Here is a 26,724-nt window from a genome sequence, read left to right as displayed (position 1 = left end):
CTCACCTCGTCCGATTCACCTTCCGGACCACGGCTCACTGTGGGCCGTGCTCGCGCTGCTTCGCCTGTTCGTCGACGTCCGCGAGCGCGGCCTCCTGTTCGCCGCGGGCGAGGCCGCCGGACTCGACGTGTCGGCCCGTGTACTGCCAGGAGGGGATGAACTCCCAGACGCTCTCGGCCCTGTCGGAGTCGTCGCCCTCGCGTCGCGCGTCGCGCCGAATCACGACGCCGAGCATCACGAGGACGGCACAGAGGGCGACGCCGAGCCAGACCGACGCGTACCCGACCCGGACGAGCGCCACGTCGAGGAGGGCCGCGACACCGACGACGGCCGGTGCGAGCAGGAGGAGCGCAGCGGCGGCCGCGACGAGGGACCGGTAGCGGACCATGCGCCGCGCTACGTGTTCGACGGTGGTAACGTTGGGGGCGGGAAGGAGACGACGTCGGTCACGCGAGTTCGGTGAGGCTCGTCAGTTCGACGTCGGCCTCGTCGAGGCGAGCGTGAATCGCCTCCAGGAGTTCGACCACGTTCGGCCCGTCGCCGTGGATACAGATGCTCTCCGCCGGCACCTCGATTTCGACGCCGTCGGGCGTCTCCACCACCCCCTCGGTGGCGATGGAGACGAACCGGTCGGCGACGAGGTCCGGGTCGCGCGCCTCCTTCGTCCGCGGGATGACGACGCTCCTGTCCGCGCGGTAGTCGAGGTCGACGTACCCCTCGAACACCGCCGTGATGGGGTACTCCTCGGTGACCTCGTAGATGTTCATGTCCGTGGCGAGGAACGTGAGGTCCGGGTCGACCGCCAACACCCCCTCGACGACGGCGCGGGCGTGGTCGGCGCTCTCCGACAACATGGTGTACATCGCGCCGTGGGGCTTGACGTGGCCGAACGTGACGCCGAGCGCGTCGGCGACCGCTCGGAGCGCGCCCAACTGGTAGACGACGTAATCTCTCACTTCCTCGGGCGTCGCGTCCATCGTCCGCCGTCCGAACCCCATCATGTCCGGCAGGCCGGGGTGGACGCCGACGTTCACCCCGTGTTCGTCCGCGAGCGCGACCGTCTCGCGCATGACGTGGGGGTCGCCCGCGTGAAAGCCCGCCGCGATGTTGGCCGTCGTGATGTACGGCATCACCTCCTCGTCTCTGCCTTTCACGTAGGTCCCGAAGCTCTCGCCCATGTCGCAGTTGATGTCGATGTGGTGTGCCATGTGCCCCCATCACACGCAACCGCGATAACGGTTCACACGACGCGCCGCCCGCGGCCGAACCGAACAGAACCGACCCGAATCAGTCGGCCGCGACCGGCGTGTCGGCGCGTTCGGCCGCCTGTGTGAGCGCCCGGGCGGTGTACGCCCGGAGCAACTCCGCCCGGTAGTCGGCCGAGACGTGGTGGTCGGCCATGAGCGCCGACTCGTCGAGGCCGTCCATGGCCGCGGCGGCGGCCGTCTCGATGACCCCGTCGTCCAGCGACTCGTCGACGAGTGCGTCCTCGGTCCCTGGCAGGCGGGTCGCGTGGTCGAACGCGCCGTTGGCCGCGACGCGCGCGTTGGTGACGACGCCGTCTTCGAACCCGAGCACCGCGGCGACGCCGACGACGGCGTACCCCGACGAGGGGCTGGGTTTCTTCACGTAGACGCCGACGCTCTCCTCGCCGAGGACGGGCAGTTCGACCCGCGCGAGGAGTTCGCCCTCCTCCTTCGCCGTGGTGAAGATGGCGAGGAAGAAGTCGTCGGCGGGGACGGTCCGCTCGCCGTCCGGCCCCACGAGGACGAGCGTCGCGTCGCTCGCCAGCACGGCGGCGGGCAGGTCGGACGCGGGGTCGGCGTGAGCGAGGTTGCCGCCGATGGTGCCGCGGTTACGGACCTGCACGTCGCCGATGGCGGCCGCGGCCGCGGTGACCGCCGGAGACGCCCGTTCGAGGGCAGCGTCGTCCGCGAGGGTTACGTAGCGCGTGAGCGCCCCGACGCGTGCGACCTCGCCGTCGACTTCGACGCCCGAGAGCGCGTCGATACCGGAGATATCGACGACGGCGGGGGGGCTCGCGAGTCCGAGCTTCATCGTCGGTAAGAGCGAGTGGCCGCCGGCGAGGAGTTCGGCCTCGGGGTTCGCATCGAGGAGGGCGAGCGCCTCGTCGACCGTCGTCGCCCGGAAGTAGTCGAACTCGGCGGGGAACATCACTCCACCCCCCGTCGGTCGCGACCGGTCCACGCGCGGCGGACATGGCGCGCCACACCGCCTCGTCGGTCACCGGCATGTCGACGTGGGTGACGTCGAGCGGCGCGAGCGCGTCGCAGACGGCGTTGACGACCGCCTGCGGCGCGGCGATGGTCCCCGCCTCTCCGACTCCCTTCACCCCGAGAGGGTTGTGCGGACACGGCGTCACCGTGTGGTCGGTGTCGAAGTGCGGAAGCTGGTGAGCCTTCGGAATCGCGTAGTCCTGCATCGACCCCGTGACGAGGTTGCCGCCCTCGTCGTAGACGACGCCCTCGAACCGACCCTGACCGAGCCCCTGCGCGATGGCGCCGTGGACCTGCCCCTCGACGATTTTCGGGTTGATCTGTTCGCCGCAGTCGTCGACGGCGACGTACTTTTCGAACGACACCTCTCCCGTGTTCGCGTCGACTTCCACGACCACGACGTGGACCCCGAACGGGAACACGAGGTTCTCCGGGTCGTAAAAGGACTCCTCTTCGAGCCCCGGTTCCAGTCCCTCGGGCAGGTCGTGTGCGAGATACGCCTGCCGGGCCACCTCCTGAATGTGGATGGAGCGGTCGGGCGCGCCCGTCACGCTGAACTCGCCGTCTTCGAACTCGACGTCTTCGACTCCGGCTTCGAGCTGGTGGGCGGCGATCTGTCGCGCCTTCTCGACCGCCTTCCGGGCACTGGTGAGCACGGCAGCGCCGCCGACGGTGACGCTCCGACTCCCGTAGGTGCCCATCCCCATCGGTATCTCGTCGGTGTCGCCCTCGACCACGTCGACGTCGTCGAAGTCGACGCCGAGTTCGTCCGCGACGATCTGCGCGTACGTCGTCTGGTGGCCCTGGCCGTGGCCCGACGTCCCGCAGAAGACGGTGACCGTTCCGGAGGGGTGGAAGCGAACGACGCCCGTCTCCCACAGTCCGAGTTGCCCGCCGATCTGGCCGACGATTTCGCTCGGGCCGTACCCACAGGACTCGACGTAGCTGGAGATGCCGATGCCGAGGTAGCGACCCTCCTCTCTCAGCCGCGCCTGTCGCTCCCGCAGTTCGTCGTAGTCGACGAGTTCGAGGGCTCTGTCCAGGGGCTTCTCGTAGTCGCCGCTGTCGTACAGGTAGCCCGCGACGGTTTCGTAGGGGAACTGCTCGGAGGAGATGTAGTTGCGCCGGCGGAATTCGGCGGGGTCCATTCCCACCTCCTTCGCGGCGAGGGACGCGAGTCGCTCGATGACGTAACTCGCCTCGGGACGGCCCGCTCCCCGGTACGGCTCCGTCGGGACCGCGTTGGTGAACGCCTCGGTGACGGTGCAGTGCATCGCCTCCATCGCGTACTGCCCGGGGAGCATCGGCGCGTACCCCCAGGTCGGGTTGAGCGCGCCGAACGTCGAGAGGTATCCTCCCAGGTCCCCGTCGGTGTGGACGCGGATGGCGAGGATGTCCCCCGCTCCCGACAGCGCCATCTCGGCGTGCGTCTCGTGACCGCGGCCGTGACCCGTCGAAGCGTACCCCTCCGTCCTCGTCGCGACCCACTTCACGGGACGCTCCAACTGGAGCGACGCCCAGATGGTGAGCGCCTCGTCGGGGTGTGCGGAGTCTTTGCTCCCGAAGCCGCCCCCCACGTCGGGGGCGACGACGCGCATCCGGTGCTCGGGGAAGTCCAGCATCTCACAGAAGAAGCGACGGTGGAGGTGGGGACACTGCGTCGACATGTGGACGGTCAGCTTCTCGGTGCTGGCGCGGTACTCCGCGAGCACCGCCCGCGGCTCCATCGCCGTCGGCAACAGGCGCTGGTTCACGAGGTCGAGTTCGACGACGTGGTCGGCGCGCTCGAACGCGTCGTCGGTCGCCTCCCGGTCCCCGATTTCCCACTCGGCGGCGACGTTGTTCGGGGCCTCCTCGTGGAGTTGGGGCGCGCCGTCCTTCGTGGCCTCGCCCGGACTGGTCACGGCGTCGAGTTTCTCGTACGTGACCTCGACGGCGTCCGCGGCGTCGGCAGCGAGGTACCGGCGCTCGGCGACGACGGCCGCGACCGGCTGGCCCTGGAATCGGACCCGCTCGCGCGCGAGCATCGGGTACGGTGGCGTCTTCAGTTCGGGGAGGAGCCACACCGGCGGCACCTCTCCGTCCACGCCCGACGCGGCGACGTCGTCCGCGGTGTAGACGGCGACGACCCCCTCCATCGCCTCCGCGGCGCTCGTGTCGATAGACTCGATGCGCGCGTGGGCGTGGTGGCTCCGGGTGAAGGCGAGGTGGAGGAGTTTCTCCGGGGAGATGTCGTCGGTGTACTGTGCGTCACCCGTGAGGAGCGGTCGGTCCTCGCGGCGGCGGATCGGGGAGCCGCGCAGTCGCTGGGCCTCGTGGGCCTCCACGAACTCCGGGGTCGAGGACATCAGTCGCCTCCCCCTCCGCGGCCGCCGTCGGTCGCGGGCCGCATCGTCCGGGCCGCCGATTCGACCGCGTTGACGATGTTCTGGTAGCCGGTGCAGCGACAGAGGTTCCCTTCCAGCGCCTCGCGGATCTCCTCGCGCGAGGGGTCGGGGTCGTCTGCGAGCAGGTCGACCGAGGTCATCAACATCCCGGGCGTGCAGTAGCCACACTGTAGCCCGTGTTCCTGTGAGAACGCCTCTTGGAGCGGGTGGAGTTCGCTCCCGTCGGCGAGGTCCTCGACCGTGCGGACCTCGCCCCCGTCGCAGGCCGCCGCGAGGAGCGTACAGGACTTGACCGCCTCGTCGTCGACGAGGACCGTACAGGCCCCGCACATGCTCGTCTCACAACCGACGTTCGTCCCCGTGTAGCCCAGGTCGTCCCTGAGCGCGTGGACGAGGAGCGTCCGAGACTCCACCGTCAGGTCGTGTGCGGTTCCGTTCACCGTGAGTGTGATGTCGTGTGTGGTCATCGTGTCTCCAGGGGCGCCTCCGCCCGGGAGACGCCGAGGCCACGGGCACTATCGTCCGGTGCCCGTGTATGTGTGTTGGTAACACAACACGTGTACACGAACCCACGAGGGACAGGTCCAAATAGCTTGCCGGCGCTCCCGTCGTTCTCGACGGCATCTCGGCGACCGGGCGCGGGGCACGCGTTGAAGTATCAGGGTGCGGTACTCGGAAGCGAATGTCGCCTCGGAAGTCGGAGCGAGCGTGGTCCGCTCAAGAGGGGAGCAACGGTACCGACGCGAGGGACGACGTGGCCGGAACCGGGGAGTCACGGGGGACGACGGCACGGATCGGCATCACCTGTCGGCCCGACCACGCGGTGTTTTCGACGGTCGCGTCGAACCTCGTCGAGCGGGGCTACGCGGTGACGTTCTTCGACTACGAACGACCGGTGAGCGAGGCGCTCCTCTCCGACCTGGCGCTGTTCGTGAGCAAGAAGACGCGTCCCGCGTCGGTCGAGACACTCCTCCGGGCGGAGCGACTGGGCGTGCCGACGTGGAACAGCGCGACGGGCGTCCTCGCCTGCGTCTCGCGGTTCTCACAGCGGTGTGTGCTCGAAGGCGTCGGCTTCGCGGTGCCCGGCGCCTCCCGAACGAAGCCCGACGGCGACTACGTCGCGAAGAACCGCTTCCACTGGAACATGTCGCCGGAACTCAACGGCGAGGGCGACCTCTACGAGGAGTACCTCCCGGCGGCGAAGGTCGACTACAAGTACTACGTCGTCGACGACGGCGAGCGACTCCACGCGCGCGTGCTCCGCGCGACGTCGAAGCTGTTCGGCGAGAAGCGCGTCATCGGCGAGGCCGAACCCCTCGCCGAACACGTCGAGCGCATCGGCGACCTCATGGAACGACTGGGGATGCGCGCGGTCGGCGTCGACCTGGTGCTCGTCGACGACGACGACTGGTACGCGGTCGACCTCAACCCCTGTCCGAGCTTTCGGGGCACCGGCCTGGAGGACGCGCTCACCGAGTCCATCGCGGACTGTCTCCGGTGAGTCGCCCGCCCGCGCCGTCGAGCGCCGGTCGAATATATAGCATCACATACCCACACGTAGCAAACGCTTAGCGGCACCCGCACGGAGGGAAGATACCGAATCGATGGCAGAAACAGGGAGTTTCTCGTGGGGGAGTCGAGCACAGCACCGGGTCCGGCGCGGCGTGGGGAGCGCACACTCACTCGCGGACGGACCGCCGGAGCCGACGACGGGTTCGTCGGAGGTGCCGCGATGAGGCGGACGAACCGGCTCGATAGCCGGCTCATCGCGCGCTGTGAGGAGGTTCCGGACGACCCGCCCGTCGGCGACTACGTCGTCGTCGACGTGTTGCACTTCTCGAACACGGTCATCGAACTGTTCGCGAACGGGGCCGACTACGTCCACATCACCGACGAACGGGGCGACGAACCGGCGTTCAAGGCCGACCACCCCGAAGCTCGTATCGGCGGCGGCGCGACGCCCGCGTACGACCCCGAACCCGGCTACGACTTCTTCAATTCGCCGAGCTACGTCCAGAACCTCGACATCGACGGTCGGCCGGTGGGAATGACCTCCTCGAACGGGGGACGCGCGGTGGCCCGACTCCGCCGGGTGCTCGGCGACGAGAGCGCGGTGTACGTCGGCTCGACGATGAACGCGAGCGCGCTCGCGGCGCATCTCGAAGGACGTGACCGCCCGACGTACATCGTCAGCGCCGGGTCGGGAGGAGACGAGGCGCTCGAAGACCACGTGGGCGCGACGCTCATCAGCCGGGCGCTCGACGGCATCGAACTCTCGACGGCGGAACGGGCGGTCTTCGAAGAGCAGGTGCGGACCGCGAAGGGGCCGAACTACGCCCAGAAGAACGACCTCCGCCGGCGCGACGTCCACGACTACGCGCTCGCGTTCGACAGCAGAGAGGTGATACCGCGGCTGGAGGGGCGGTCGCTGGTGGACGTGGTCCGGCGGGGACTGGAGTCGGCGTCGGACTGAGTCGTTGCGAGGGGTGGAGTAGTCTACGTCCGCGTGAGTGGGTGAAGAGTTCTCATCGGACCGACCCACGAGAGCAGGAAGGCCGCGTGGCACACGGACGCGGTGGACCGCAGCCTCTCTCCTCCCCAGCCGGGTGCTCGCGCACGGAGGCGCGAGCACAGCCCCCTCGCACGCCGCTCGTTCCCTCCGGTGACTCGCTTTCGCGCGCCGGTCGCCACAAGACAAAGCGATGGCGTGCGAGAGCGACTGTCGCCGCGTCACCTCCAACCAACCGCTATCGAGTCGTCCGTCCGCACCCCGACGAGCCGAACCCGCCTCGCTTTACGTCCGCACCTCCTCTCTCACCCAAGGCGATGAGATTCGGCGCCGCACTCGACCTCCGGTTCGACGAGTCGTTCGAGAAGTACGTCTCGTTCCTCCGCGAGCAGGGGCTCTCGCACGTCGAAATCAGACAGGGCCACCTCGACACCCACCCCGACGCGCCGTCGCCGGAACGCGTCCGCCGGGTCGCCGCCGAGAACGACCTCACCGTGACGCTCCACGCGCCGTACCGCGACTGCAACCTCGGGAACCTCAACGAGCGACTCCGGAAGGCGACCGTCGCGGCGGTGTGTGACTCGCTGGACTTCGCCGCCGAGGCGGGCGCGAAAGCCGTCGTCGTCCACGGCGGGTCGGTCCGTCCGCGCTACCCCGACCGCGTGCAGGGGCAGTCGCGCGAGCAGGCGGTCAGGTCGCTCCGCGCCTGCGGGAGGTACGCCGAGGAAGTCGGGGTCCCCCTCTGCGTCGAGAACCAGCGCGACAAGTCGTCACAGCGGCGCCACACCGCGACCCCCGAGCGACTCGCGACCCTTCTCGACGACGTCGGCGTCGACTCCCTCCGGGTGACGCTCGACGTGGGACACGCGAAGGTCACCGGCGTCGCGTTCGAGGAGTTCGTCGAGCGGTTCGGCGACCGCATCGTCGTCGCACACCTCCACGACAACGACGGGACCGACGACGACCACGACCCGCTCCCGACGTTCCGGTCGGTCGGCGAACGGATCGGGGCGGCGTACAACGTCCTCGAGATGAAGTCGCTGGCCGACGTCGAGCGCTGTGTGTCGGGACTCGTCGAGTGACGACCAACCCGGTGACGAACCGCGAACCCCGAACACGTGAGCGTGAGCGCGCGCAGTCCCGAACATGTTCGCCCAGGGTATTCAGTGGTCGGGCGTTCAAGACCCTGTATGGCGCTCACGAAGCTGGTCGTCGACCTCCCGCCGGGGACGTGGATCGGCGAGGTGTCGTCGGCGTATCCCGCCAGCGTCTTCCGGGTGCTCGCCGCGCTGCCGGCCGACGACCGAGGGGTCGGGTTGCTCGAAATCACGTCCGAGGAGATGCGCGCGGTCCTCACCGCCATCGAGGAACACGCGGGTATCGACGACGTCGAACTGCTCCAGGCGGGTCAGAACGAGGCGCTCGTGCAGTTCGAGACCACCCAGCCGTTCCTGCTCATGGCCGTCCGCAACTCGATGGTCCCCCTCGAACTCCCGCTGGATATCGTCGGTGGACAGGCGGAACTCGAACTGACGGCGGCACAGTCGCGGCTCGCCGAACTGACGACCCAGCTCGAAGAGTTCGGGATGTCGTACGAGGTGGAGTACCTGCGGCAGTCCCCCACGTCGTCGGAGCTGTTGACGACGCGGCAGCGCGACCTGCTCGACCGGGCGGTCGAACACGGCTACTACGACACCCCGCGGGGCTGTACGCTCACCGAACTCGCCGAGGAACTCGACCTGGCGAAGTCGACGCTGAGCGAGCGCCTCCACCGTATCGAGGGGACGGTGCTGAAGGAGTTCGCCGGGTCAGCAGCCGAGGTGGAATCGCGCTGACGCCGGGGGACCAGACGAACTCTGGAGAGGGGTCGGCTACAGCAGTTCCGGTTCGGGGTCGGGTTCGCGCTCGCCGTCGCGCCGACGCTGTCGACCCCGTCGGCTCCGGCCGAGTCGACCACGGAATGGGAGGCGAGCGCGTGGGTCGAACCGGGCGCGTACCGAACCGAGGGCGCGGCGGACGAGTCGGCGGTCGTCCGTCGCATCGCCGGTGAGGACGCGCTCGACTCGGCGCTCGAACGTCCGTTCGTCGATGGCGCCCGCGACGTACTGCCGTGTGAGTTCCTCGACCGGGTCGGGGCGTCGGTCGGCGTCCGTGACGCGACGGTCGACGCGGCGAGCGCCGAACGCGACCCCGACCGCGAGGCCGACGGTCGTGACGAGCCCGGTCCCGGCGAGGAGGGCGAGGCCGAGCGCGTTCGCGTCGCCAGTCAGGAAGAGCGAGACGCCGGCCAGGACGAACGCCGCGCCGAGGACCGAGAGGCCGACGCCCACCAGACCGAGAGCGGCGACGAAGGTAGCGAGGTAGAGCACGGCTCTGAACAGCGCGAGCGTTCGAGGGTGGGTCACCTCGGAGTCCATACGTGAGAGAGAGCCGACGGAGACATAGCTGTATCTCCCGCCGGGGGACGCCGACAGGTGTTTGTGTGCTGCCACCTTCGACGGAGCGTGGAACCTCCCGAGGCGGTCGTGGCGGCCCTCGCTCACGCGTTCGGGAGCGCGAGCGACGTCCGTGGCGTCGAACGACTCTCCGGGGGCTGTAAGGACACCTACCGGGTCGAACTGGGGGAGGAGACCGTCGTCGTCGCGTTCCCGCGCGAGCCCTGGTACGAGGAGTCGTTCGCGCTCGAACCGGCGCTCATGCGACTCGTACACCGTGAGACGTCGCTCCCGGTGCCGCGAGTGCTGGCGAGCGACGTTTTCGGGGCGAGACCGTACCACGTGACCGAGTACGTCGACGCCCCGGACCTCCGAGGGCGGTTCGCCGCGTGTCCGCGGGCGACGCAGGCGGCGCTGCTCGAAGCGGCCGGGCGCGTACTGGCAGAGCTCCACGGGGGCGTCCGGTTCGAGTCGAGCGGGCCGCTCCGTCGTGAGGGGGGAGAAGTGACGGTCGACCCCGCGCTCACGTGGCCGGCGTTCCTCTCGACGCTCGTCGAGCGGTGGCTGACCGAACTCGACGAAAGTCGGTTCGCCGACCTGCGCGGGACGTTCGAAACCGCACTGACGCCGGAGTCGTTCCTCTCTGTGGCTCCGGACCCGGTCTGTCTGCACTTCGACTACGCGCCGGGGAACCTCCTCGCGCGCGGGGACGCCATCGTCGGCGTCGTCGACTGGGGGTTCGCCGTGTCGGGTCACGCCGAGTACGACCTGTTCCAGTTCGAGAAGAACTTCCTGCTCGGAGAGGTGCGAGACCCGGCGGTCAGAGACGAACTCCGGCCGCACGTCTACGCCGGCTACCGCGAGCGGGGCGACCTCGCCCCCGGCTGGGAGCGTCGCCGCGCCTTCTACCGAGTCGCGTACAAACTCGCGAGCATGCGGTCGTTCCACCGGTGGGCAGGGAGCGGGTCACAGAGGGGCGAACTCGTCACGCGGCTCCGCGCGGAACTGGAGACGGACCTCGAACGGCTCGACGAGTACGAACGGGGCAGGGAACCGACCGGACAGGACTAAACCACCGCTTCGCGGGTGGGTTCGTCGCCCCGAGGTTCAAGCCTGAGAACCGGACCAGGAGGTTCAAGTCCGAGCCGCCGATGTGACGGGTATGAACAGACAACAGCTCATCGCGCTCGTCTTCGTCGGCCTGATGGTGCTCTCGTCGGTCGGTGCCGTCGCGAGCGTGTTCTGAGGCGGTCGCGCGTTTCCTACGCCTCGTCCTCGTCCTCGTCCTCGTCATCGTGGGCGTACTCACGGAGCGTTTCGAGCGGGACGTCGTCGAGGACGGCCGCGCTCGTCGCGTCGAGGACGAGCGGCGGCGCGCAGTCGGCCTCGTACGCTTCGAGCCACCGCCCGACACAGACACACCAGCGGTCGCCCGGATGCAAGCCGGGGAAGTCGAACTCCGGACGGGGCGTGACGAGGTCGTTTCCCCGCTCGCGGCTGAACTCGAGGAACTCCTGCGTGACGACGGCGCACATCTCGTGTCGACCGCGGTCGGACGGGAGGTGGCGACAGTGGCCGTCGCGCAGGTAGCCCGTGTCGGGAGCGAGGCTACAGGGGGTCAGAGTGGTGCCGAGGACGTTCTCCTCGTCGGCGTGCTCGTCAGTGGACATGCGTGTCGGTCGGTCCCGTCGGGCAAAAGTCCGATGGCGGCACCCGCGACCGGAGCGCGAGCGTCGAGCAGTGGTCGACGCAAACGACGAACCGCCGGACCGGCGAACCGGCAGACCGACGACAGACCGGGACACGGCGAGCACACGGGCGTCAGACTGTTCTCGTTCTCGATACTGATTCAGTCAGGAGTATCGTTATATCATAGAACGAAAACTGTGGAATGAACATGGTAACGAAACGAGACACTGCCCGGCCGACGACACCGGACGGTGAGACACTCCCGGCGTTCCGGCCCGGGTCTAACGTGCTGGTCCGGGGTCCGTCGCTCGCGGGGAAGCGCGACATCGCGCTCGAACTCCTCGCGGCGCTCGCGCCGGACGAACGTCCGGTCGTGGTCTCGGCGGCTGACGACGCGGCGAACGTCCGGCGGCGACTGGTCGCGACGGAGGGTGCCGACCTGAGCGACGACTGCTACGTGGTCGACGCGGTCCGCTCGCAGGTCTCCGGGCAGGCCGTGACCCGGACCGACGGCGGGGACAGGCGAACCTGGTACGCCTCCTCACCGAGCGACCTGACCGGGATCGGGATCTCGACGACCGACGCGCTCTCGGCCGTCCACGCGGAGGGAAAGCGCCCGCGGGTCGTCGTCGACAGCCCCTCGACGCTTCTGCAGTACAACGATATCGAACGCGTCTACCGGTTCCTGCACGTCCTGAACAGCCGGGTTCGGGCTCTCGACGGCGTGACCATCCAGATCATCCACGCCGACGCCCACACCGACCGGGAGGTCGCGACCCTCGCACACCTGTTCGACAGCGTGGTCGACGTGGCGACGGAGACGAGCGAGGAGACGGACGCAGTCGACGTCCGGACGGGCAGTACGTCCCGCTCTCTCGCGCTGTCCGAACTGCTCTCGGCCCTCGCCGGCGGGCATGCGAGTTCGACGGACGTTCCGCCGGCGTGAACACCCTCGTGGGGGTGCGCTCGACTCAGGCGAACTCCGCGAGGTCGAGCCGGTCGAGCGTCTCCGGGGTGGGGACCCCGTCGTCGTCCCACCCGCGGACGGCGTAGTAGTCGTCGAGCATCCCCGCTAACTCCTCGGGCGGACAGTACATCCCCGCCGAGGGGCCGTCCGGGATGGGCTCGTGCATCACGCGGTACGGGAGGGTGTCGGTCTCGCGGTTCGCCACCCCCCTCCGGACGTTAATGAGCCGTTCGAGGTTGTAGACGCGCTCGCCGATGGTCTCGACCTCCTCCGTGGACAGGGACCAGCCCGTCGCGTGGTTGATCGCGTCGCGGTAGCGGTCGTTTATGTTCTTCCCCCACCCCCCTTCGCTCACGAACCGACACTGGGTGAGCGAGTCGCCCAGCGCCGTGAAGTGCTGTGAGCGCGCCGCGAACTCCGGGGAGTTCTCGGGCGTGTACGGCTCCTCGGAACCGTACTGGAGGGTCGGTCTGGTGTCGTGGTGAGAGCCGCCCCGCGTGGAGGTGGCGTAGCCGATACTCATGCCTTTCAGCCCCCGCGGCGAGTGGGCAGCGAACTCTAACCCCTTCGACCCGTGGAGGTACTTCTCGGCGTCGCCGCCGAGGTCCTCGGCGAGCGTGAACGACCCGTCGGCGAGTCGGTCGCCGAACCCCTCGCGGTGGGCGGTCTGCTTCGTCAACTCGACGAGGCCGTCCGCGTCGCCGAATGCGAGGTGTGACGAGTCGTCCTCGGTCAGGAGGCCCTTCTCGAAGCACTCGCGGGCGAACGCGACGGTGACGCCGAAACTGATGGTGTCCATGCCGAGGCGGTCACAGAGGTCGTTGACCTTCACCACCCGCGGGAGGTCGTAGACGTCCTGCATCGTCGACGTCCCGAAGAGGCTCTCGAACTCGGGGATCTTCCCGTCGGTGACGCCCTCCGACTGGACGGTGACGTGTTTGCCACAGCGGACGGCACAGTTCGCGCAGGTGGTGTCCTCGGTGACGTACTCCTCTCTGAGCGTCTCGCCGCTCACCTTCTCCGCAGTCTCGGGGTCGGTCTGTTCGGTCTGGTTGTTCCGCTGGCCGAGTTTGCCCATCTCGTTGATGGGGTTCACCAGCCCCGCCGTCCCGTAGTTCTGCAGCATCGTCGTCTCCTGCATGAGCGGGGCCATCCGACTCGTCGCCAGTTCTCGGAGGTCGTCGTTGCGGGCGAGTTCCGGCTCGAACGACCCCTCCCGGACGGCGACGGCCTTGACGTTCTTCGAGCCGAACACGGCCCCGGCACCGCCGCGACCGGCGACGCCCTCGCGGATCTTCGATTCGTGAAGCAAGCAGGCGTAGCGGACCTGGTTCTCGCCGGCCGGACCGGCGGCGATGACGTGCGTGTCGTGGCCGACCCCTTCACGCTCGCGCACCGCAGAACAGGTCTCGTAGGTATCCAGTCCCGCGAGGTCCTCGGCGGGTTCGAGGCGGGCGCCCTCCTCGGTGACGACGACGTACGACGGGTCGGGCGCGCGGCCGTGGAGGACGACGCTCTCGAATCCGGTCGTCTTCTGTGCCCGCGGAAAGGTCCCGCCGAAGGTGCTGTCGAAGAAACCGTTCGTCATGGGCGAGACGAAGCCGAGAACCCCTCGGGAGGTGCTCTGGAACGGGGTAGCGTTCAGCGGGCCGACGCCGAACGCGACGACGTTCTCGGGGTCGAACGGGCCGGCATCCGGCGGCACGTGGTCGGCGACTGCCTTGGCGACGAAGCCGTTCCCGCCGAGAAAGCGGCGCGCGTCAGCGGGCGCGATGGGTTCGGTCTCCGTCTCCCCGGTGTCGAGATGGACGTGGAGGACTTCACCGCCGTAAACAGGAGGAACCGACCCGGTCACCGGCCGACTCCTTCGCCGCGGACAGCAGTCGTCGGCGCCGCCCGACCGCGTGACCCTGTCTCGAACTGCGTGGTTTCGTGTATCATGTGTGTCGTTCCGTCCGGAGGCTGTGAGCCCCTCGCACGGGTTGTGCGTGTGTGGTCGGGGATGCGGAGACGGAACATAAGTACTCGCCTCGACCGCGAGCGCGTCGGGGGTCTTCCGATTCGACACGTGTCGACCGTGTCGCGGGCTAACGTGACAGAACGCCAGTGACGGGGAGAGATGAATCTCCTTTCGAACCGGACGGAGACGAATAGTATTCATATATTTCCTGACATTGTCGTGGTATGAGAGCAGATATTGGTCTGTCACCAGTATTTATGACCGAGACGCCCGACGGACGTGTATACGCAACGATGACCACGAACGACTCGAACAGCGAAACGAGCGTATAGAATGGACGACGAGAATCTCATACCGGGCGAGGTCGACCCCGGCGAGGGGAGCGTCGTCATCAACGAGGGGCGCGAGACGGCCACCGTCGACGTGGCCAACACCGGCGACCGTCCCATCCAGGTCGGGTCGCACTTTCACTTCTTCGAGACGAACCGCGCGCTGTCGTTTTCGAGGGAGGAGGCGTTCGGCATGCGACTCGACATCCCCGCCGGCACGGCGGTCCGGTTCGAACCCGGCGAGGAGATGGAGGTCGACCTCGTCGCGTTCGGGGGAAGCGCCGAGTGAGCGGGCTGAACAACCTCACGAACGGGGCGACGAGCAAGGGCGCGCCCGCCGACGCCCTCGAACGGGCACGCGACGGCGGCTTCGAGGGGGCGTGAGATGGCGCGCGAACTCTCGAAGAAGCAGTACACCGACCTGTACGGCCCCACCGAGGGGAGTCGCGTCCGACTGGGCGACACGAGCCTCGTCGCCGAAGTCGAACGGGACCTGGGAACGCCGGGCGACGAAGCGGTGTTCGGCGGCGGCAAGACCCTGCGGGACGGCATGGGAATGGCCCCGGGCGTCACCGCCGAGGAGGGGGCGCTCGACTGGGTGCTGACGAACGCGACGGTCATCGACCCCGTCGTGGGAATCGTGAAGGGCGACATCGGCATCAAGGACGGCCGCATCGCCGGAATCGGGAAGTCTGGAAACCCCAACACGATGGACGGCGTCGACCCCGACCTCGTCGTGGGACCCTCCACCGACGTCTACCCCGCCGAAGGGCTCATCGCGACGGCCGGCGCGCTCGACATCCACGTCCACTTCAACAGCGCCCAACTCGCAGAGCACGCGCTCGCGTCGGGCATCACGACGATGCTCGGCGGCGGGTACGGGGGAGGAGCGACCACCGTCACGCCCGGCCCCGTGAACATCGAGCGGTTCCTCCAGGCGGCGGAGGAGTGGCCGATCAACGTCGGCTTCTACGGCAAGGGCAACTCCTCCGGCAAAGGGGGACTGTACGAGCAGGTCGAGGCCGGTGCCTGCGGCCTCAAACTCCACGAGGACTGGGGCTCTACCCCCGCGGTCATCGACACCTGTCTCGAAGTCGCCGACGAGATGGACGTCCAGACGTGTATTCACACCGACACCCTCAACGAGTCGGGCTTCGTCGAGGACACCTTCGACGCCATCGACGGCCGGACGATGCACATGTTTCACATCGAAGGGGCGGGCGGCGGGCACGCCCCCGACATCCTCGAACTCGTCGGGGAACCGAACGCCCTCCCCTCCTCGACGAACCCTTCGATGCCCTTCACCACCAACACGTTCGACGAACACCTCGACATGGTGATGGTGTGTCACCACCTCAACCCCGACGTCCCCGAGGACGTCTCCTTCGCCGAGTCCCGGATCAGACACGAGACGCTCGCCGCCGAGGACGTCCTCCACGACATGGGCGCGGTGAGCATGATGACCACCGACTCGCAGGCGATGGGCCGGATGGCCGAACTGGTCTGTCGAACGTGGCAGACTGCCGACAAAATGAAGAAACAGCGGGGGCCGCTTCCGGGCGACGAGGAGAGCGAGAACGACAACGAGCGCATCCTGCGATACATCGCGAAGTACACCATCAACCCCGCCATCACCGCGGGAATCGACGAGTACGTCGGCTCCCTGGAGACGGGCAAACTCGCGGACGTCTGCCTGTGGGACCCCGCGTTCTTCGGCATCAAGCCGGACCTCGTGATGAAGGGCGGGTTCCCCGCGCTGTCGAAGATGGGCGAGGCGAACGGCTCCTTGATGACCTGCGAACCCATCACCCAGCGGCCGCGTGCGGGTGCGGTCGGGAAAGCGAAGAACGCCCTCAGCCTCGCGTTCGTCTCGCAGGCCGGGTTCGAAAACGACGTCGGCGAACAGTACGGCCTCACGAAGGAAGTGGTCCCCATCAAGGGGACGAGAAACCTCGCGAAGGACAGCATGGTCCGCAACGAGTACTGCCCCGACGGGATCGCGGTCGACCCCGAGACGTTCGAGGTGACCATCGACGACGAGGTCGTCACCTGCGAACCGGCCGAGGAGATATCGCTGGCACAGCGGTACACGCTCTGACCACGACCACACACGCACCTCAGGACTCAGGACACCACATCGATGCAACTCACCCCGAAAGACACCGAACGACTGACCGTGTTCATGGCCGCAGAACTCGCCCGCCGCCGCAAGGAGCGCGGGCTGAAACTCAACCACCCCGAAGCCGTCGCGTACATCTCCGACTGGGTGTTCGAGCGCGGGCGCGACGGCATGTCGGTCGCCGACATCCGCGCCGAAGCCACGGAACTGCTCTCCCGCGAAGACGTGATGGAGGGCGTGCCCGAGATGATCGACATGATCCAGGTCGAGCCGACGTTCCCCGACGGGACGAAGCTCGTCACCATCCACGACCCGATTCGAAGGGACGAACCGCTGGAGGTGGGCGAGTGAGCCGGACCGAGCGGGAGAACGAGGACGCGACCCGCCCGCGAAGCTACCGCGACGTCCCCGTCGTCGGCATCGGGGGCCCCGTCGGGTCGGGAAAGACGTCGCTCATCGAGCGGCTCGTCCCCCATCTGAAGACCGACGACCGAACCATCGGGCTCATCGCCAACGATATCCTCACCCAGGAGGACGCGAACGTGCTGAAGGAGTCGTTCGCGGGCGAGATTCCCGACGACCTCGTCCAGGGGGTCGAGACGGGCGCGTGTCCGCACACGGGCATCAGAGAGGACCCGACGATGAACCTCGACAAGGTGACCGAGTACGCGCAGAACTACCCCGAGTTGGACCTCGTCCTCCTCGAATCCGGCGGCGACAACCTCGCGGCGACGTTCAATCCCGAACTCGCCGACTACTTCATCTACGTCATCTCCGTGGCCGAGGGCGACGACATCCCCCGAAAACGGGGGCCGGGCGTCGTCGACTGCGACCTGCTCGTCATCAACAAGACGGACCTCGCGCCGCACGTGGGCGCGGACCTCGACGTGATGGAACGCGACACCGAGGAGGTCCGAAACGGAAGGCCGTACGTCCTCACGAACTGCAAGGAGGAGTCGGGCATCGAGGAGGTCGCCGCACACGTCGAACGGGAGGTGCTGTTCGCGTAGATGGCGGCGTCGACGAACGGCCCGCCGCCCGAGTTCCGGTCGTACGCCGCGGAGTCGCTCGCGCAGTCGCCCGCGGGCGCCGTCGGCAAAGGGGGAGAACTCGACCTCCGGTTCGCTCGCGGCCGGGACGGACAGTCGCGGCTGGTGTACGACCGGGCGACCGTGCCGTTTCACCTCACCGGCGGCCTGTACCACGACGAGGCGCTTCCGGACATCGCCTCCGCGTACGTCCAGGACCCGACGGGCGGCATCGCACAGGGCGACCGGTACGAGGCGACCGTCGAGGTCGGGGCCGGCGCGCGCGCACACGTCTCGACCGGGAGCGCGACGAAGGTCCTCCGGATGGAGCGCAACTACGGCGCGTCGACGACGAGAATCGACGTCGGCGAGGGCGGCTACCTCGAATACCTGCCCGAGGAGACGATTCTCCACGAGGGGGCGAGGTTCTGGCAGCAGGTGGAGATGGACCTCGCACCGGGAGCGAGCGTGCTGTTCGCGGACGTCGTCGTCCCGGGACGACTCGCCCGCGACGAACTGTTCGCGTTCGAACGGCTCCACACGAGCGTCGAGGCACGGAGTCGGGGAGAAGAACTGTTCGCCGACGCCGTCCGCCTCGACGGCGGTGACCACCTGCGCGGGCCGGGGCTGTTCGGCGAGTTCAGAGTGGTCGGGACGTTCTACGTGGTCGCACCGGACCACGACGAGGTGGCCGCGCTCGCGGACGCCCTCCACGAGCGCGTCCAGCCCGAAGGCGGGAGCGAAGACCCGTCCGCCGTCGGCGGGGCGTCCGTCCTCCCCAGAGAATCGGGCGTCGCCGTCCGCGTCCTCGGAGCGCGGGCGAGCGACGTGACCGACCGGTTCCACCGCGTGTGGAACCGCGCGCGGGAAACGCTCGTCGGGGCCAGCGCGCCCGACACGAGGAAGTTCTGATGCGCGTCGTACGCGGCCCCGTCGAACGAGCGGACGATGACGGCGAGCGTGCGGGGGAAATCGTCGTCGACGAGACGCAGCGGCGGCGCTCCCGGTTTCGAACACGAACGGCGGGCGGCGAGGAAGTCGGCGTCGTCGTCGACGGCGCACGGGTGCTGTCGGCCGGCGACGTCCTCCGGACGGAAGACGGCGAGCGGTTCGTCGTCGAACTCGAAGCCGTCGAGGCGCTCGTCGTCGAGTTCGACGGCGACGCGGACCCGGCGGCGATGGTCGTCGCCGGCCACGCCGTCGGCAACCGCCACTGGGACCTCGTCGCTCACGAGGGACGGGTGTACGTCCCGAGCGGTGGAAACGCCGGAGAGCGTCTCGCCTTTGTCGAACCGTACCTCCCACCGAACGCGGAGGTGAGAACCGAATCGGTCGAGCCGTCGCTGTTCGACGAGAGCCAGACCGGACACGGGGACGAGGAGGGGGGCCACAGCCCCGAACACGGTCACGGCCACGCTCACTCGCACGACCACGAGCACGAGCACGGCGATGATGACGGCCACCAGAAAAACCACGACCACGGGCGCGCACACGAACACGACCACGTCCACGTGGACGCCACGACGATGACACGCGACCGGCTCAGGCGCACGGCGCGGGAGGCGACGGATGAGTGAGAACGAGTCCGAGAGAGGCGATTCGGCGAGCGAGGACGCGGACGCGAGCGCATCGCTCGCCGCGTTCCAACTGGCGGATTCGTTCCTCCCGGTGGGGACGTACACCATCTCCTACGGGGTCGAACAGTTCGCCGCGACGGGGCGAGTCGAAACGAGAGACGACCTGGAGGCGCTCCTCCGCGACTACCTCCACCAACAGGTCGGCCCGTGCGACGTCGTCGCGCTCGCGGCGGCGTGGGACCGAGCGGAGGCCGCGGACGGAGAGACCCTCGACGCGCTCGCCGCGGTCGACGAACGACAGCGGTCGGTGACGCTCCCGCGGGAGTTCCGCGAGAGTTCGGAGAACTCGGGGCGTCGGCTGCTCGAACTGATGGCCGAGACGACCGACGACGACGTCATCGAGGCGTACTACCGACGCGTCCTCGCAGAGGAGGCGCCCGGGAACCACGCCGTCGCGCTGGGGCTCGTCGCGCGCCGACAGGGGATCGCACGGGAGGACGCGTGTCTGCTCGCCTGTCACTCGTTCGTGGTCGGGTTGCTCGGTGCCGCACAGCGACTCGTCCGCCTGACCCACACCGACGCCCAGCGACTTCTCACGACGCTTCGCCCGGTCATGTGCGACGTGTGCGAGACGTACGCCGGGCGCGACCCGGAGACGATGGCACCGTTCGCGCCGCTGGTCGACGTGATGGGGATGGGTCACGAGCGCGCCGAACGCCGGCTGTTCGTCAGTTGAACGGGCGAATCAAGCGAAGCCGTCGATAGTGGCTTCGAGCCGGTCGCGGATCGCCGCGACGTCCGTCGAGTCGACCCTGATCGACGTCGTCCGCTCGTCGGTGTCGGCGAGTTCGCTGAGGACGCCAGCGCGGCGGTCGACTTCGACGAAGACCGTGAGGGCGTCCGCCGCGGGGTCGAAGACGAGTTCGACCTCGTCGACCCGTCCCCTGAACGGCCCGTCCGCCGCGTGGAACTCGAACTCCTGAACGAAGGCTCGTCCGGAGGCGTAGCGTCCCGAGCGGTCGATCTGACACTCGGCGGAGCGGAACGAGAAGCCGAGTTCGTCCATGGCGTCGAACACGGCCCGCATCCGTGGGGTCGGCTGAACGTCGAGGTGGTCTCGGTCCTCGGGATCGACCGCCATCGAGATGTCCAGTTCGGTCTCGACCCACACCTCCACGCGCCCGAGAGTCACGGGGGTCGCGTACGGGATATCGATCGTCGCGGTCCGGACGTCGCTCCGGCCGGGTTCGATGGTGAAGCCGTCGGAGAGGCGGAGTCGGCCGACGTCGACCTCCGTGTAGCCGTCGTCGGTCGCACACCGCGTCTCGACTTCGAGTTCGATGGCGTCGACCGTCTGTTCGGCGGAGCCGCCCTCGATGTGTATCTCGACGTCGACCGACTGACCCGGTTCGACCGTCGAGGAGGCCAGCACCGTGTCGACCGTCGCGTTGCCGATACCGACGCTCGCGAGGACTTTCTTCATGCGTCGAACTGCGCACCCGCGACGGACATATGTCTTCTGACGGGTTCGCGTCGACGCGGTCGAACCCGTTCTCAGCTGCTTGAAACCACCGCAGCCGTATTTATGCCGAGGTGACGACACGTCGACGGGAGGTGTCCGTACGAAGTATGACCGTGAACCTGAGCACGAACGACGCGACAGTCCTCCTCGTGGTGACGAAGACGGTGACGCTCATTCTGGGCGCGCTCATCACGTTCCTCGCGTACCGGGCGTTCCGTCGACAGGGAGCACCGGCGCTCAGAGCACTGATGGTCGGGTTCGGCCTCGTGACGGCCGGGTCGGCCCTCGGCGGCGCGCTGTATCACGTCGCCGACATCGGATTCACGCTCGGAGTCGGTATCGAGAGCCTCGTCACCGCTGCCGGGTTCGGCGTCCTCGTCTACTCGCTGTACGTCGGCGTCGACGACACGGACGACACACGCGCTCCGTCCCGGCAGGTCACGACCGAGCACGACGGACGACGGCGCGGTGCGGACTGAACGACGGGAGCGAGCCCAGCGGCGTACGCCTCGTCGTCGCCCGTAACCCGAACGTGTTCGGAGTGACGCTGAGGCTGTCACGGGACGTACGGCGACACATGAGCACGACCACGACGACGGAGACCCAGAACCGACAGACGACGGTCACGGTTCGGTGTACCGGCCACGTCCGGACGGCGCTCGGCACGCACGAGCTCACGTTCGAGTTCGAGGGCGACACCCTCCGGGCGTTCCTCGACGCGTTCTTCGCGGAGTACGACGTCGCCGACCTGCTCATCGCCGAGACTGACGAGGAGGCGACTGCCCACGGGTGGGCGAAGGTCGACGAGCCACCGGGAAGCTGGCGGAAGAACCCCGAAGGCGAGAACACGCGCTGTTACGCCCGGGTCTGTGTCAACGGGCGGTTCAACGAGAACCTCGACGGGCTGGATACGGAACTGGAAGACGGTGACCGCGTCGCTCTCATCTATCCGTTCATGTTCTGCTGCTGACGGAGACGAGAGCGAAAACCGAAGCGAGGCGACTCAGTACCGCGAGGGGAGGAACGCCATCCCCATGAGGAAGACGACGGAAAGACCGGAGAGGATGGTCACGCCCCAGAGACCGTTCTTCTGCTCGGTGAACTGATCGATGTCGTCGTTCTGCGCTCGGAAGTTCTCGAAGTCCTGCGTGAGTTGGACCGAGTCGTTGGTCGGGAAGTGGACGAGGTAGGTCTGTCCGCTCAGAGAGACGTTCGCGTGGTTCGACGCCTGAACGGTGTTCTCCCGCGGCGCGTTCCACGAGAGCGTCACCGCGTCGGCCGCGACGTCCACGCTCGTCTGGTTCCCGTTGTAGTCGAGCGACTGGCTCTCGGAGATCTGTTGCTCTGCGGGCGCCGGGAAGTACTCGCTGGCCGGCACGAGCGTCGAGGACCCGTTCTCGGTGACGATGACGTACGCCTGACCGTTCCGGGTGACCGTCTCGTTGTCCGCGTTGGTGTCGTTGGCGAGGATGCCCGCGCGGTCGATCGACTCGCGCAGCGTGGCAGAGGAGGGGTCCGACTCGTTCGGGACGAGGACGGTCCACTCCTGGCCGTCGTACGTCACGGTGGAGTTGTTCTCCCACGTCTCCGTGTAGAGGGCGGACTGGTTCGTCCACGCGAACGTCGCGGAGCGGGAGACCGTGGCGCCGCCGCCGCCGCCGTGCCCACCGCCGCTGCTCTCTTCGACCTCCGTCACCACTTCGGTCGCGGTGTACTGCTGGCCGTCGATGGTGAACGTATCGCCCTGTTCGAGCGAGTAGTCGGGGTTCTCGAAGCCGATCGTCGGTTCCTCGGCGGTCGCGATGAGCGAGTACGACGCCGCCCCCACGACCAGGAAGAACGCGACGTAGATTGCCGCGGCGCGTCGTTGCATAGTCGGACGATAGGCCACGCGGTGTATAACGGTTACTGAACGTGCCTCGGTCGCGCGGTCTCGAGTCGCGTCGTGATACCTACGCGTCGTCGCGCCGCTCGAACCGATGTCGGACGACGGCGGAGTCGTCGTCCCACTCGAAGGAGTCGTGAACGGCTTCGAGCCGTCGTCTGTACGCCGCGAGGTCCTCGGAGCCCTCCGCGCGCGCGTCGGCGTCGGTGAGGTCACCCAGGGTGCGCTCGTCGACCGCGGTGACGACGAACGTGACGCCGTCGATCTCGAACGTGTCCCCCGCGTCGGCGTAACGGTCACCGCGGTGGAGCTGTGTCAGTTCGCCCGAAAGCGCCGTCTGTTCGACGCGCTCGTTCGGCAGGAGGTCGCTGGCGTCGATGGTTGCCATACTAGGGGCGGCGGGTGGGACGGACAAAAACCCGCGGGCCGCCCGCTCCCCCTCGCGTCGGTGAGTCGGACCGTGAGACAGTCCGGACGGGGGGCTGACAGCTAACAAACTGTTAGCTGATGTCGAAACGAATCACTATATACGACGCGTCCCTATCGCTGGACGTGACAACGAGAGGACCGGCCGATCCGGACGAGCGGTACAGCGAAGAGGCCTGCGTCGTCATCGACTCGCTCGAACAGATCGGGTCCCAGTGGCGGCTCATCGTGTTGCACGACCTCCAGGAGGGCGAGAAGCGGTTCAACGAACTCAAGCGCTCGACGGGGTCGAGCGCCCGGACGCTCTCGCGTGTTCTCGACGACCTCCAGGAGACGGGCTTCGTCGACCGACGGCTCGAAGAGGACGCACCCGTCGCGACGTACTACTCGCTGACCGACAAGGGCGAGTCGCTCGCACCGGTGTTCGACGCCATCGAGTCGTGGGCGAACGAGTGGCTCGCCGACGAGGAGTCCGCGACGGAAGCGGTCGGGTCGCTCACGTCGTAGGCAGTGTGGAGAGTTGGGGGAGGGGACACCCAACTCGGCAGCCGGTCAAGAGAGAGTCGACGGCCACCAGCCTACCATTACCACATGTGTATCATAACTCTTACGGGAAAAAGCAAGACACGCCCACGTGTGCGTGTAGAGACCTTCGGCTTCGAAGAGTGATGCGCCCGAAAACGAAACGTAGCGCCATGGTGGGTCAAGGAAAGGTCCGTTCCGTCAAACGTCGTCCCACGACCGAAGCTTCACGCGCTCGCCCGCGTCGGACGTCCAGTACAGTTGGACGAGCACGCCCCGGTCGGCGCGGACCACGCCCGTGTCGCCGTCGCTGACGACGCCGCGCCACGAGACGCGACGTCGTACCCCGTCGGCCGTCACCACGAGGTCGGTCGCTGGGACCGCCTCACCGCCCTGATGTGTGATCCGGACGTGCGAGTCGTTGAGCCGTTCGAGCGACCAGTCCGAATCGGGCGCCTCCCTGATTTCGGTCGAGGGGCCACTGAGACCCGCGACGACCACACCGACGAGTCCGACGACGACGAAGAGCGTGACAGCGACGCCGAACAGGGTCAACAGTCGGTCGCCGTCGTCTAGCATGGCTGCTCACGGCTGCTGAGAGGCTGTGGCGGGTCGGTCGGACACGGCGACATCTGCACTCGACGTTGGTCGGGACGGTACAAATCCGTTCGGCTGCCACGTTCGTCGCGAAAAAAGCCAAGGGCCGGCCCTGAATGGGTTATTTAAATTTGGTTCAAGGCCACTCCCAAAGACTATTATGGTCGCTCACGACGGGTGAACCATGACCGCGCCCGAAGTACAACTCGAAAATCTCCGCGAACGAATCGACGACGCCGAGGAAATCAACGACGCCGACCAAGACGCGCTACTCGCGTTCGACGACGCGCTGACGCTACTCAATTCCAACTACTCCACCTACCGCCACGTGAAGCTCCTCCGGCACGTGACCATTCTCGCGGAACGTGTGGGCGAGATTGACGCGGCTCTTACCGACCGTGAGGCCGCCGAGAAGATCGTTCGGTGGATCAATCGGAACTACGATAACGAGGAGACCAATCAGGATTACCGCGTCGCGCTGAAGGTGTTTGGCCGACGTGTGACCGACGAGGGTGTCCGTAACGATCCCGACGAACCGCCAGCGTCACTCGACTGGATTCCGTCGGGAACCTCGAATAACTACGACCCCGCCCCCGACCCGGGACAGATGCTCGACTGGGACGACGACGTGGTCCCGATGATCGAGGAGACGAACCACGAACGCGACGCGGCCGCAATCGCGCTACAGTTCGACGCTGGCCTCCGTGGTTTCGAGTTCAGCGACCTCACTGTGGGAAGTATCACGGACCACGACCACGGGTTACAGGTGACGGTCGACGGCAAACAGGGCCGCCGGACCGTGCTGCTTATCCCGAGTGTCCCATACGTCCGGGATTGGCTTGAGGAGCACCCGGCCCCGAACGACCGGGACGTCCCGCTGTGGTCGAAACTCACGACGCCGGAGGAAATCAGTTACCGGATGCTCACCAAGATGTTCAAGAAGCCGGCCGAACGCGCCGAGGTAGACAAGCCGGTCACGCTGACGAACTTCCGCAAGAGTTCCGCGAGCTACCACGCCAGCAAAGGGCTGAGCCAGGCCCATCTCGAAAACAGATACGGATGGGTAACAGGATCAGACGCAGCTAGCCGATACATCAAGGTGTTCGCAAAACAGGCCGACCACGAATTAGCCAAGCTACACGGGCTTGACGTTGAAGAGGAGGAGGGCGGTTCGATTGGACCTGTCGAGTGCCCTCGGTGTAGCTATCAAGAGAAGCGCGAGGCGCATTTCTGTTCACGGTGTGGCCAAGCCATGCGGGCCGAGGCCGCTGCTGAGGTGCGGGACATTGAGTCAGACGTCAAAGCGGACTACCGCGATACCGACCCCAAGGATACCGACACCGCCGAGAAGCTCGACACGCTAGATACCCTTCTTGACGATCCCGAGGTGAAAGCCGCACTCCTCGAAAAACTCGGCGAGGACTAATCCCCGTCTGAGGGGTCGGCTGCTTTCGATTCTTCGGGTTCCCGCTCCCTCATGAGATAGCCCTGGATTTGCTCCGGCGTAACCGACGCTCGCCCCCGCTTGGACGTGTGTAAGACCCGGACTTCCGCGTTAGTCAGTTCCGCACCGTCCTGCATTTTCTGTAGCGCCCGTGACGCGAGGTGATCCTGCATATCCTTGTCAACTTCGAGGCTCACGTCATTGATAATCCACCGGTCGTCATACAACTGCTCTTCCCCCTGCCGAACGCCGTGTTCGATAAGCTTCTTCGCGTCAAGACTTGCGTCGGAAGCGGCGATATAGAAGAACGCGATAGCGTCGACCATACCACGCTCAAGCTCGGCACTGGTTCGACTAATCGCCCTGTTGGGAGTGCTCCATCCCCGCTGGCTGCCGGCCTCTACATCGCCCTCGTGGAGGTTGCGCGTTTCTGGTGCGTTCTGTTCCTCCGCGTCGCCCTCGGAGGAGTCGCGAGGACCCATAAATACCATTTCACGGTCCTTAGCCGATAGGTATTCAAGCAAAATAGAAAAGTCGGAGATCCCGTCTCGAAGCCGGTTCCGTATCCGAGTTCGAAGCTCTCGTTCATGCGAGGACCGGTCGGGCTTGTTCTCGCCTTTCAGGTAATCTCGTTGCGTCGCCGTGAGTAGGGCGGCGTTGTCTGCCATGTAAATAATCTCAAGCGTCGATTGGTTAAATGTGTCGGAGCGCGTCGGTATCCGTATGAGTTCGACAGAAGGGATTGGCACAACCTATGTGCGAAAAGAAGGGCGGATAACCATCCCGGCGGCCGTCCGTCGTCAGTTAGATCTCGAACGTGGGGATCTCGTGAGAATACGAGTCAAGCTTGTAGAGGGGGTTAGTGTCGATGATTGACACCATCGCCGACGCCCGCGAAGATCTCCAGGCCCTCGCCGGCCGTGACGACCTCCGGTGTAGCAAGTACGCTGAGGCCCTACTCGAACTAACGGAGACGGAGGACTGAGCGCATGGACCAAAGAGCGACGGCCGTGGGGGCGGCCGCCACGACGACGAGGAGCGACGACGCACCGACGAGGTGGTCGTCGTGAGTAGTTACACCCCCCTCGGTC

General features: G+C 67.2%; 29 protein-coding genes and 2 pseudogenes. 18 read left to right on the top strand and 13 right to left on the bottom strand.

Annotated features, from left to right (window positions below; all coding sequences use genetic code 11):
• Positions 1 to 34: 34 nt before the first annotated feature.
• The 5 genes and pseudogenes from C2R22_RS00265 to C2R22_RS00245 form a co-directional block, all read right to left on the bottom strand.
• Positions 35 to 388 carry a hypothetical protein gene (locus C2R22_RS00265; protein WP_103423796.1) on the bottom strand — a complete coding sequence of 118 codons (354 nt, stop codon included), beginning with the start codon at positions 386 to 388 and terminating at the stop codon, positions 35 to 37.
• Between the two features lie 58 nt (positions 389 to 446).
• Positions 447 to 1,208 carry a LamB/YcsF family protein gene (locus C2R22_RS00260; protein WP_103423795.1) on the bottom strand — a complete coding sequence of 254 codons (762 nt, stop codon included), beginning with the start codon at positions 1,206 to 1,208 and terminating at the stop codon, positions 447 to 449.
• Positions 1,209 to 1,287: 79 nt separating this feature from the next.
• Positions 1,288 to 2,175: an FAD binding domain-containing protein gene (locus C2R22_RS00255; RefSeq protein WP_103423794.1), complete on the bottom strand. Its 888-nt coding sequence runs from the start codon at positions 2,173 to 2,175 to the stop codon at positions 1,288 to 1,290.
• Positions 2,176 to 2,182: 7 nt separating this feature from the next.
• Positions 2,183 to 4,585, bottom strand: a pseudogene (locus C2R22_RS00250) (xanthine dehydrogenase family protein molybdopterin-binding subunit); the annotation flags it as partial.
• Entirely contained in the window at positions 4,585 to 5,091 is a 507-nt protein-coding gene (locus C2R22_RS00245; protein WP_103423793.1) for a (2Fe-2S)-binding protein, read from the bottom strand. The pseudogene C2R22_RS00250 and the gene C2R22_RS00245, both read right to left, overlap by 1 nt.
• A 215-nt stretch (positions 5,092 to 5,306) precedes the next feature.
• On the opposite strand from C2R22_RS00245, the gene C2R22_RS26015 reads away from it, so the two are divergent.
• The 4 genes from C2R22_RS26015 to C2R22_RS00225 all read left to right on the top strand — a co-directional run bounded on the left by C2R22_RS26015 (position 5,307) and on the right by C2R22_RS00225 (position 8,968).
• A complete protein-coding gene (locus C2R22_RS26015; protein WP_245902837.1) occupies positions 5,307 to 6,125 on the top strand; it encodes a hypothetical protein in 819 nt (272 codons plus the stop codon).
• A gap of 231 nt (positions 6,126 to 6,356) precedes the next feature.
• Positions 6,357 to 7,097 carry a 2-phosphosulfolactate phosphatase gene (locus C2R22_RS00235; protein ID WP_103423792.1) on the top strand — a complete coding sequence of 247 codons (741 nt, stop codon included), beginning with the start codon at positions 6,357 to 6,359 and terminating at the stop codon, positions 7,095 to 7,097.
• Between the two features lie 353 nt (positions 7,098 to 7,450).
• Positions 7,451 to 8,215 (top strand): sugar phosphate isomerase/epimerase family protein, encoded by a 765-nt coding sequence (locus tag C2R22_RS00230; protein ID WP_103423791.1) that lies wholly within the window; start codon positions 7,451 to 7,453, stop codon positions 8,213 to 8,215.
• A gap of 108 nt (positions 8,216 to 8,323) precedes the next feature.
• Complete coding sequence (locus C2R22_RS00225) at positions 8,324 to 8,968, top strand: helix-turn-helix domain-containing protein (protein WP_103423790.1); 645 nt, start codon at positions 8,324 to 8,326, stop codon at positions 8,966 to 8,968.
• A gap of 36 nt (positions 8,969 to 9,004) precedes the next feature.
• On the opposite strand, the gene C2R22_RS00220 is transcribed toward C2R22_RS00225, so the two are convergent.
• On the bottom strand, positions 9,005 to 9,550 hold the full coding sequence (locus C2R22_RS00220) for a hypothetical protein (protein ID WP_103423789.1): 546 nt from the start codon (positions 9,548 to 9,550) through the stop codon (positions 9,005 to 9,007).
• Between the two features lie 87 nt (positions 9,551 to 9,637).
• Here C2R22_RS00220 and C2R22_RS00215 point away from each other — a divergent pair, with 87 nt between their 5' ends.
• The gene (locus tag C2R22_RS00215; RefSeq protein WP_162562317.1) at positions 9,638 to 10,639 is read left to right on the top strand and encodes a phosphotransferase family protein; all 1,002 of its coding nucleotides are present in this window, start codon (positions 9,638 to 9,640) and stop codon (positions 10,637 to 10,639) included.
• Between the two features lie 191 nt (positions 10,640 to 10,830).
• Here the strand turns inward: C2R22_RS00215 and C2R22_RS00210 are convergent, their stop codons facing one another.
• Positions 10,831 to 11,238, bottom strand: coding sequence for a DUF2237 family protein (locus C2R22_RS00210; RefSeq protein ID WP_103423787.1), 408 nt, complete (start codon positions 11,236 to 11,238; stop codon positions 10,831 to 10,833).
• A 227-nt stretch (positions 11,239 to 11,465) separates the two neighbouring features.
• Between C2R22_RS00210 and C2R22_RS00205 the strand changes: the two genes are divergently transcribed.
• Positions 11,466 to 12,203 (top strand): DUF7504 family protein, encoded by a 738-nt coding sequence (locus C2R22_RS00205; RefSeq protein WP_162562316.1) that lies wholly within the window; start codon positions 11,466 to 11,468, stop codon positions 12,201 to 12,203.
• Positions 12,204 to 12,228: 25 nt separating this feature from the next.
• On the opposite strand, the gene C2R22_RS00200 is transcribed toward C2R22_RS00205, so the two are convergent.
• Positions 12,229 to 14,079, bottom strand: a complete 1,851-nt coding sequence (locus C2R22_RS00200) for an aldehyde ferredoxin oxidoreductase family protein (protein ID WP_162562315.1) — start codon at positions 14,077 to 14,079, stop codon at positions 12,229 to 12,231.
• Between the two features lie 438 nt (positions 14,080 to 14,517).
• On the opposite strand from C2R22_RS00200, the pseudogene C2R22_RS26010 reads away from it, so the two are divergent.
• The 7 genes and pseudogenes from C2R22_RS26010 to C2R22_RS00165 all read left to right on the top strand — a co-directional run bounded on the left by C2R22_RS26010 (position 14,518) and on the right by C2R22_RS00165 (position 19,973).
• Positions 14,518 to 14,897, top strand: a pseudogene (locus C2R22_RS26010) (urease subunit beta).
• Between the two features lies 1 nt (position 14,898).
• Positions 14,899 to 16,611, top strand: coding sequence for an urease subunit alpha (gene ureC / locus C2R22_RS00190; RefSeq protein ID WP_103423784.1), 1,713 nt, complete (start codon positions 14,899 to 14,901; stop codon positions 16,609 to 16,611).
• 42 nt (positions 16,612 to 16,653) lie between these two features.
• Positions 16,654 to 16,983, top strand: a complete 330-nt coding sequence (locus C2R22_RS00185) for an urease subunit gamma (RefSeq protein WP_103423783.1) — start codon at positions 16,654 to 16,656, stop codon at positions 16,981 to 16,983.
• Positions 16,980 to 17,642: an urease accessory protein UreG gene (ureG, locus tag C2R22_RS00180; RefSeq protein ID WP_103423782.1), complete on the top strand. Its 663-nt coding sequence runs from the start codon at positions 16,980 to 16,982 to the stop codon at positions 17,640 to 17,642. The genes C2R22_RS00185 and ureG overlap by 4 nt, the downstream gene beginning before the upstream one ends.
• A complete protein-coding gene (locus C2R22_RS00175) occupies positions 17,643 to 18,572 on the top strand; it encodes an urease accessory protein UreD (RefSeq protein ID WP_103423781.1) in 930 nt (309 codons plus the stop codon).
• A complete protein-coding gene (locus C2R22_RS26810) occupies positions 18,572 to 19,237 on the top strand; it encodes an urease accessory protein UreE (RefSeq protein ID WP_103423780.1) in 666 nt (221 codons plus the stop codon). Before C2R22_RS00175 ends, C2R22_RS26810 begins: the two co-directional genes overlap by 1 nt.
• Positions 19,230 to 19,973: an urease accessory protein UreF gene (locus C2R22_RS00165; RefSeq protein WP_103423779.1), complete on the top strand. Its 744-nt coding sequence runs from the start codon at positions 19,230 to 19,232 to the stop codon at positions 19,971 to 19,973. The genes C2R22_RS26810 and C2R22_RS00165 overlap by 8 nt, the downstream gene beginning before the upstream one ends.
• Positions 19,974 to 19,982: 9 nt before the next feature.
• On the opposite strand, the gene C2R22_RS00160 is transcribed toward C2R22_RS00165, so the two are convergent.
• Positions 19,983 to 20,720: a sporulation protein gene (locus tag C2R22_RS00160; protein ID WP_103423778.1), complete on the bottom strand. Its 738-nt coding sequence runs from the start codon at positions 20,718 to 20,720 to the stop codon at positions 19,983 to 19,985.
• A gap of 146 nt (positions 20,721 to 20,866) precedes the next feature.
• On the opposite strand from C2R22_RS00160, the gene C2R22_RS00155 reads away from it, so the two are divergent.
• Positions 20,867 to 21,238, top strand: coding sequence for a DUF7521 family protein (locus C2R22_RS00155; protein WP_216824766.1), 372 nt, complete (start codon positions 20,867 to 20,869; stop codon positions 21,236 to 21,238).
• Positions 21,239 to 21,336: 98 nt separating this feature from the next.
• Positions 21,337 to 21,729: a MoaD/ThiS family protein gene (locus C2R22_RS00150; RefSeq protein ID WP_103423777.1), complete on the top strand. Its 393-nt coding sequence runs from the start codon at positions 21,337 to 21,339 to the stop codon at positions 21,727 to 21,729.
• A gap of 33 nt (positions 21,730 to 21,762) precedes the next feature.
• Here the strand turns inward: C2R22_RS00150 and C2R22_RS00145 are convergent, their stop codons facing one another.
• On the bottom strand, positions 21,763 to 22,632 hold the full coding sequence (locus tag C2R22_RS00145; protein ID WP_103423776.1) for a hypothetical protein: 870 nt from the start codon (positions 22,630 to 22,632) through the stop codon (positions 21,763 to 21,765).
• 79 nt (positions 22,633 to 22,711) lie between these two features.
• On the bottom strand, positions 22,712 to 23,032 hold the full coding sequence (locus tag C2R22_RS00140) for an ASCH domain-containing protein (RefSeq protein ID WP_103423775.1): 321 nt from the start codon (positions 23,030 to 23,032) through the stop codon (positions 22,712 to 22,714).
• Between the two features lie 164 nt (positions 23,033 to 23,196).
• Between C2R22_RS00140 and C2R22_RS00135 the strand changes: the two genes are divergently transcribed.
• On the top strand, positions 23,197 to 23,577 hold the full coding sequence (locus C2R22_RS00135; RefSeq protein WP_245902836.1) for a winged helix-turn-helix transcriptional regulator: 381 nt from the start codon (positions 23,197 to 23,199) through the stop codon (positions 23,575 to 23,577).
• 216 nt (positions 23,578 to 23,793) lie between these two features.
• Here C2R22_RS00135 and C2R22_RS00130 read toward each other — a convergent pair whose 3' ends face one another.
• A complete protein-coding gene (locus C2R22_RS00130) occupies positions 23,794 to 24,171 on the bottom strand; it encodes a hypothetical protein (RefSeq protein ID WP_103423773.1) in 378 nt (125 codons plus the stop codon).
• A 202-nt stretch (positions 24,172 to 24,373) separates the two neighbouring features.
• On the opposite strand from C2R22_RS00130, the gene C2R22_RS00125 reads away from it, so the two are divergent.
• Positions 24,374 to 25,615, top strand: coding sequence for a site-specific integrase (locus tag C2R22_RS00125; RefSeq protein WP_103423772.1), 1,242 nt, complete (start codon positions 24,374 to 24,376; stop codon positions 25,613 to 25,615).
• On the opposite strand, the gene C2R22_RS00120 is transcribed toward C2R22_RS00125, so the two are convergent.
• Positions 25,612 to 26,301, bottom strand: a complete 690-nt coding sequence (locus C2R22_RS00120) for a hypothetical protein (RefSeq protein ID WP_103423771.1) — start codon at positions 26,299 to 26,301, stop codon at positions 25,612 to 25,614. The genes C2R22_RS00125 and C2R22_RS00120 overlap by 4 nt on opposite strands.
• Before the next feature lie 55 nt (positions 26,302 to 26,356).
• On the opposite strand from C2R22_RS00120, the gene C2R22_RS27295 reads away from it, so the two are divergent.
• Entirely contained in the window at positions 26,357 to 26,509 is a 153-nt protein-coding gene (locus C2R22_RS27295) for an AbrB/MazE/SpoVT family DNA-binding domain-containing protein (protein ID WP_103423770.1), read from the top strand.
• Positions 26,510 to 26,724: the final 215 nt, after the last annotated feature.

This window comes from Salinigranum rubrum, assembly GCF_002906575.1.
Classification (GTDB): Archaea; Halobacteriota; Halobacteria; order Halobacteriales; family Haloferacaceae; genus Salinigranum; species Salinigranum rubrum.
The sequence above is the reverse complement of the archived record's forward strand: the minus strand, read 5'-3'. Positions and strand labels throughout refer to the sequence as shown.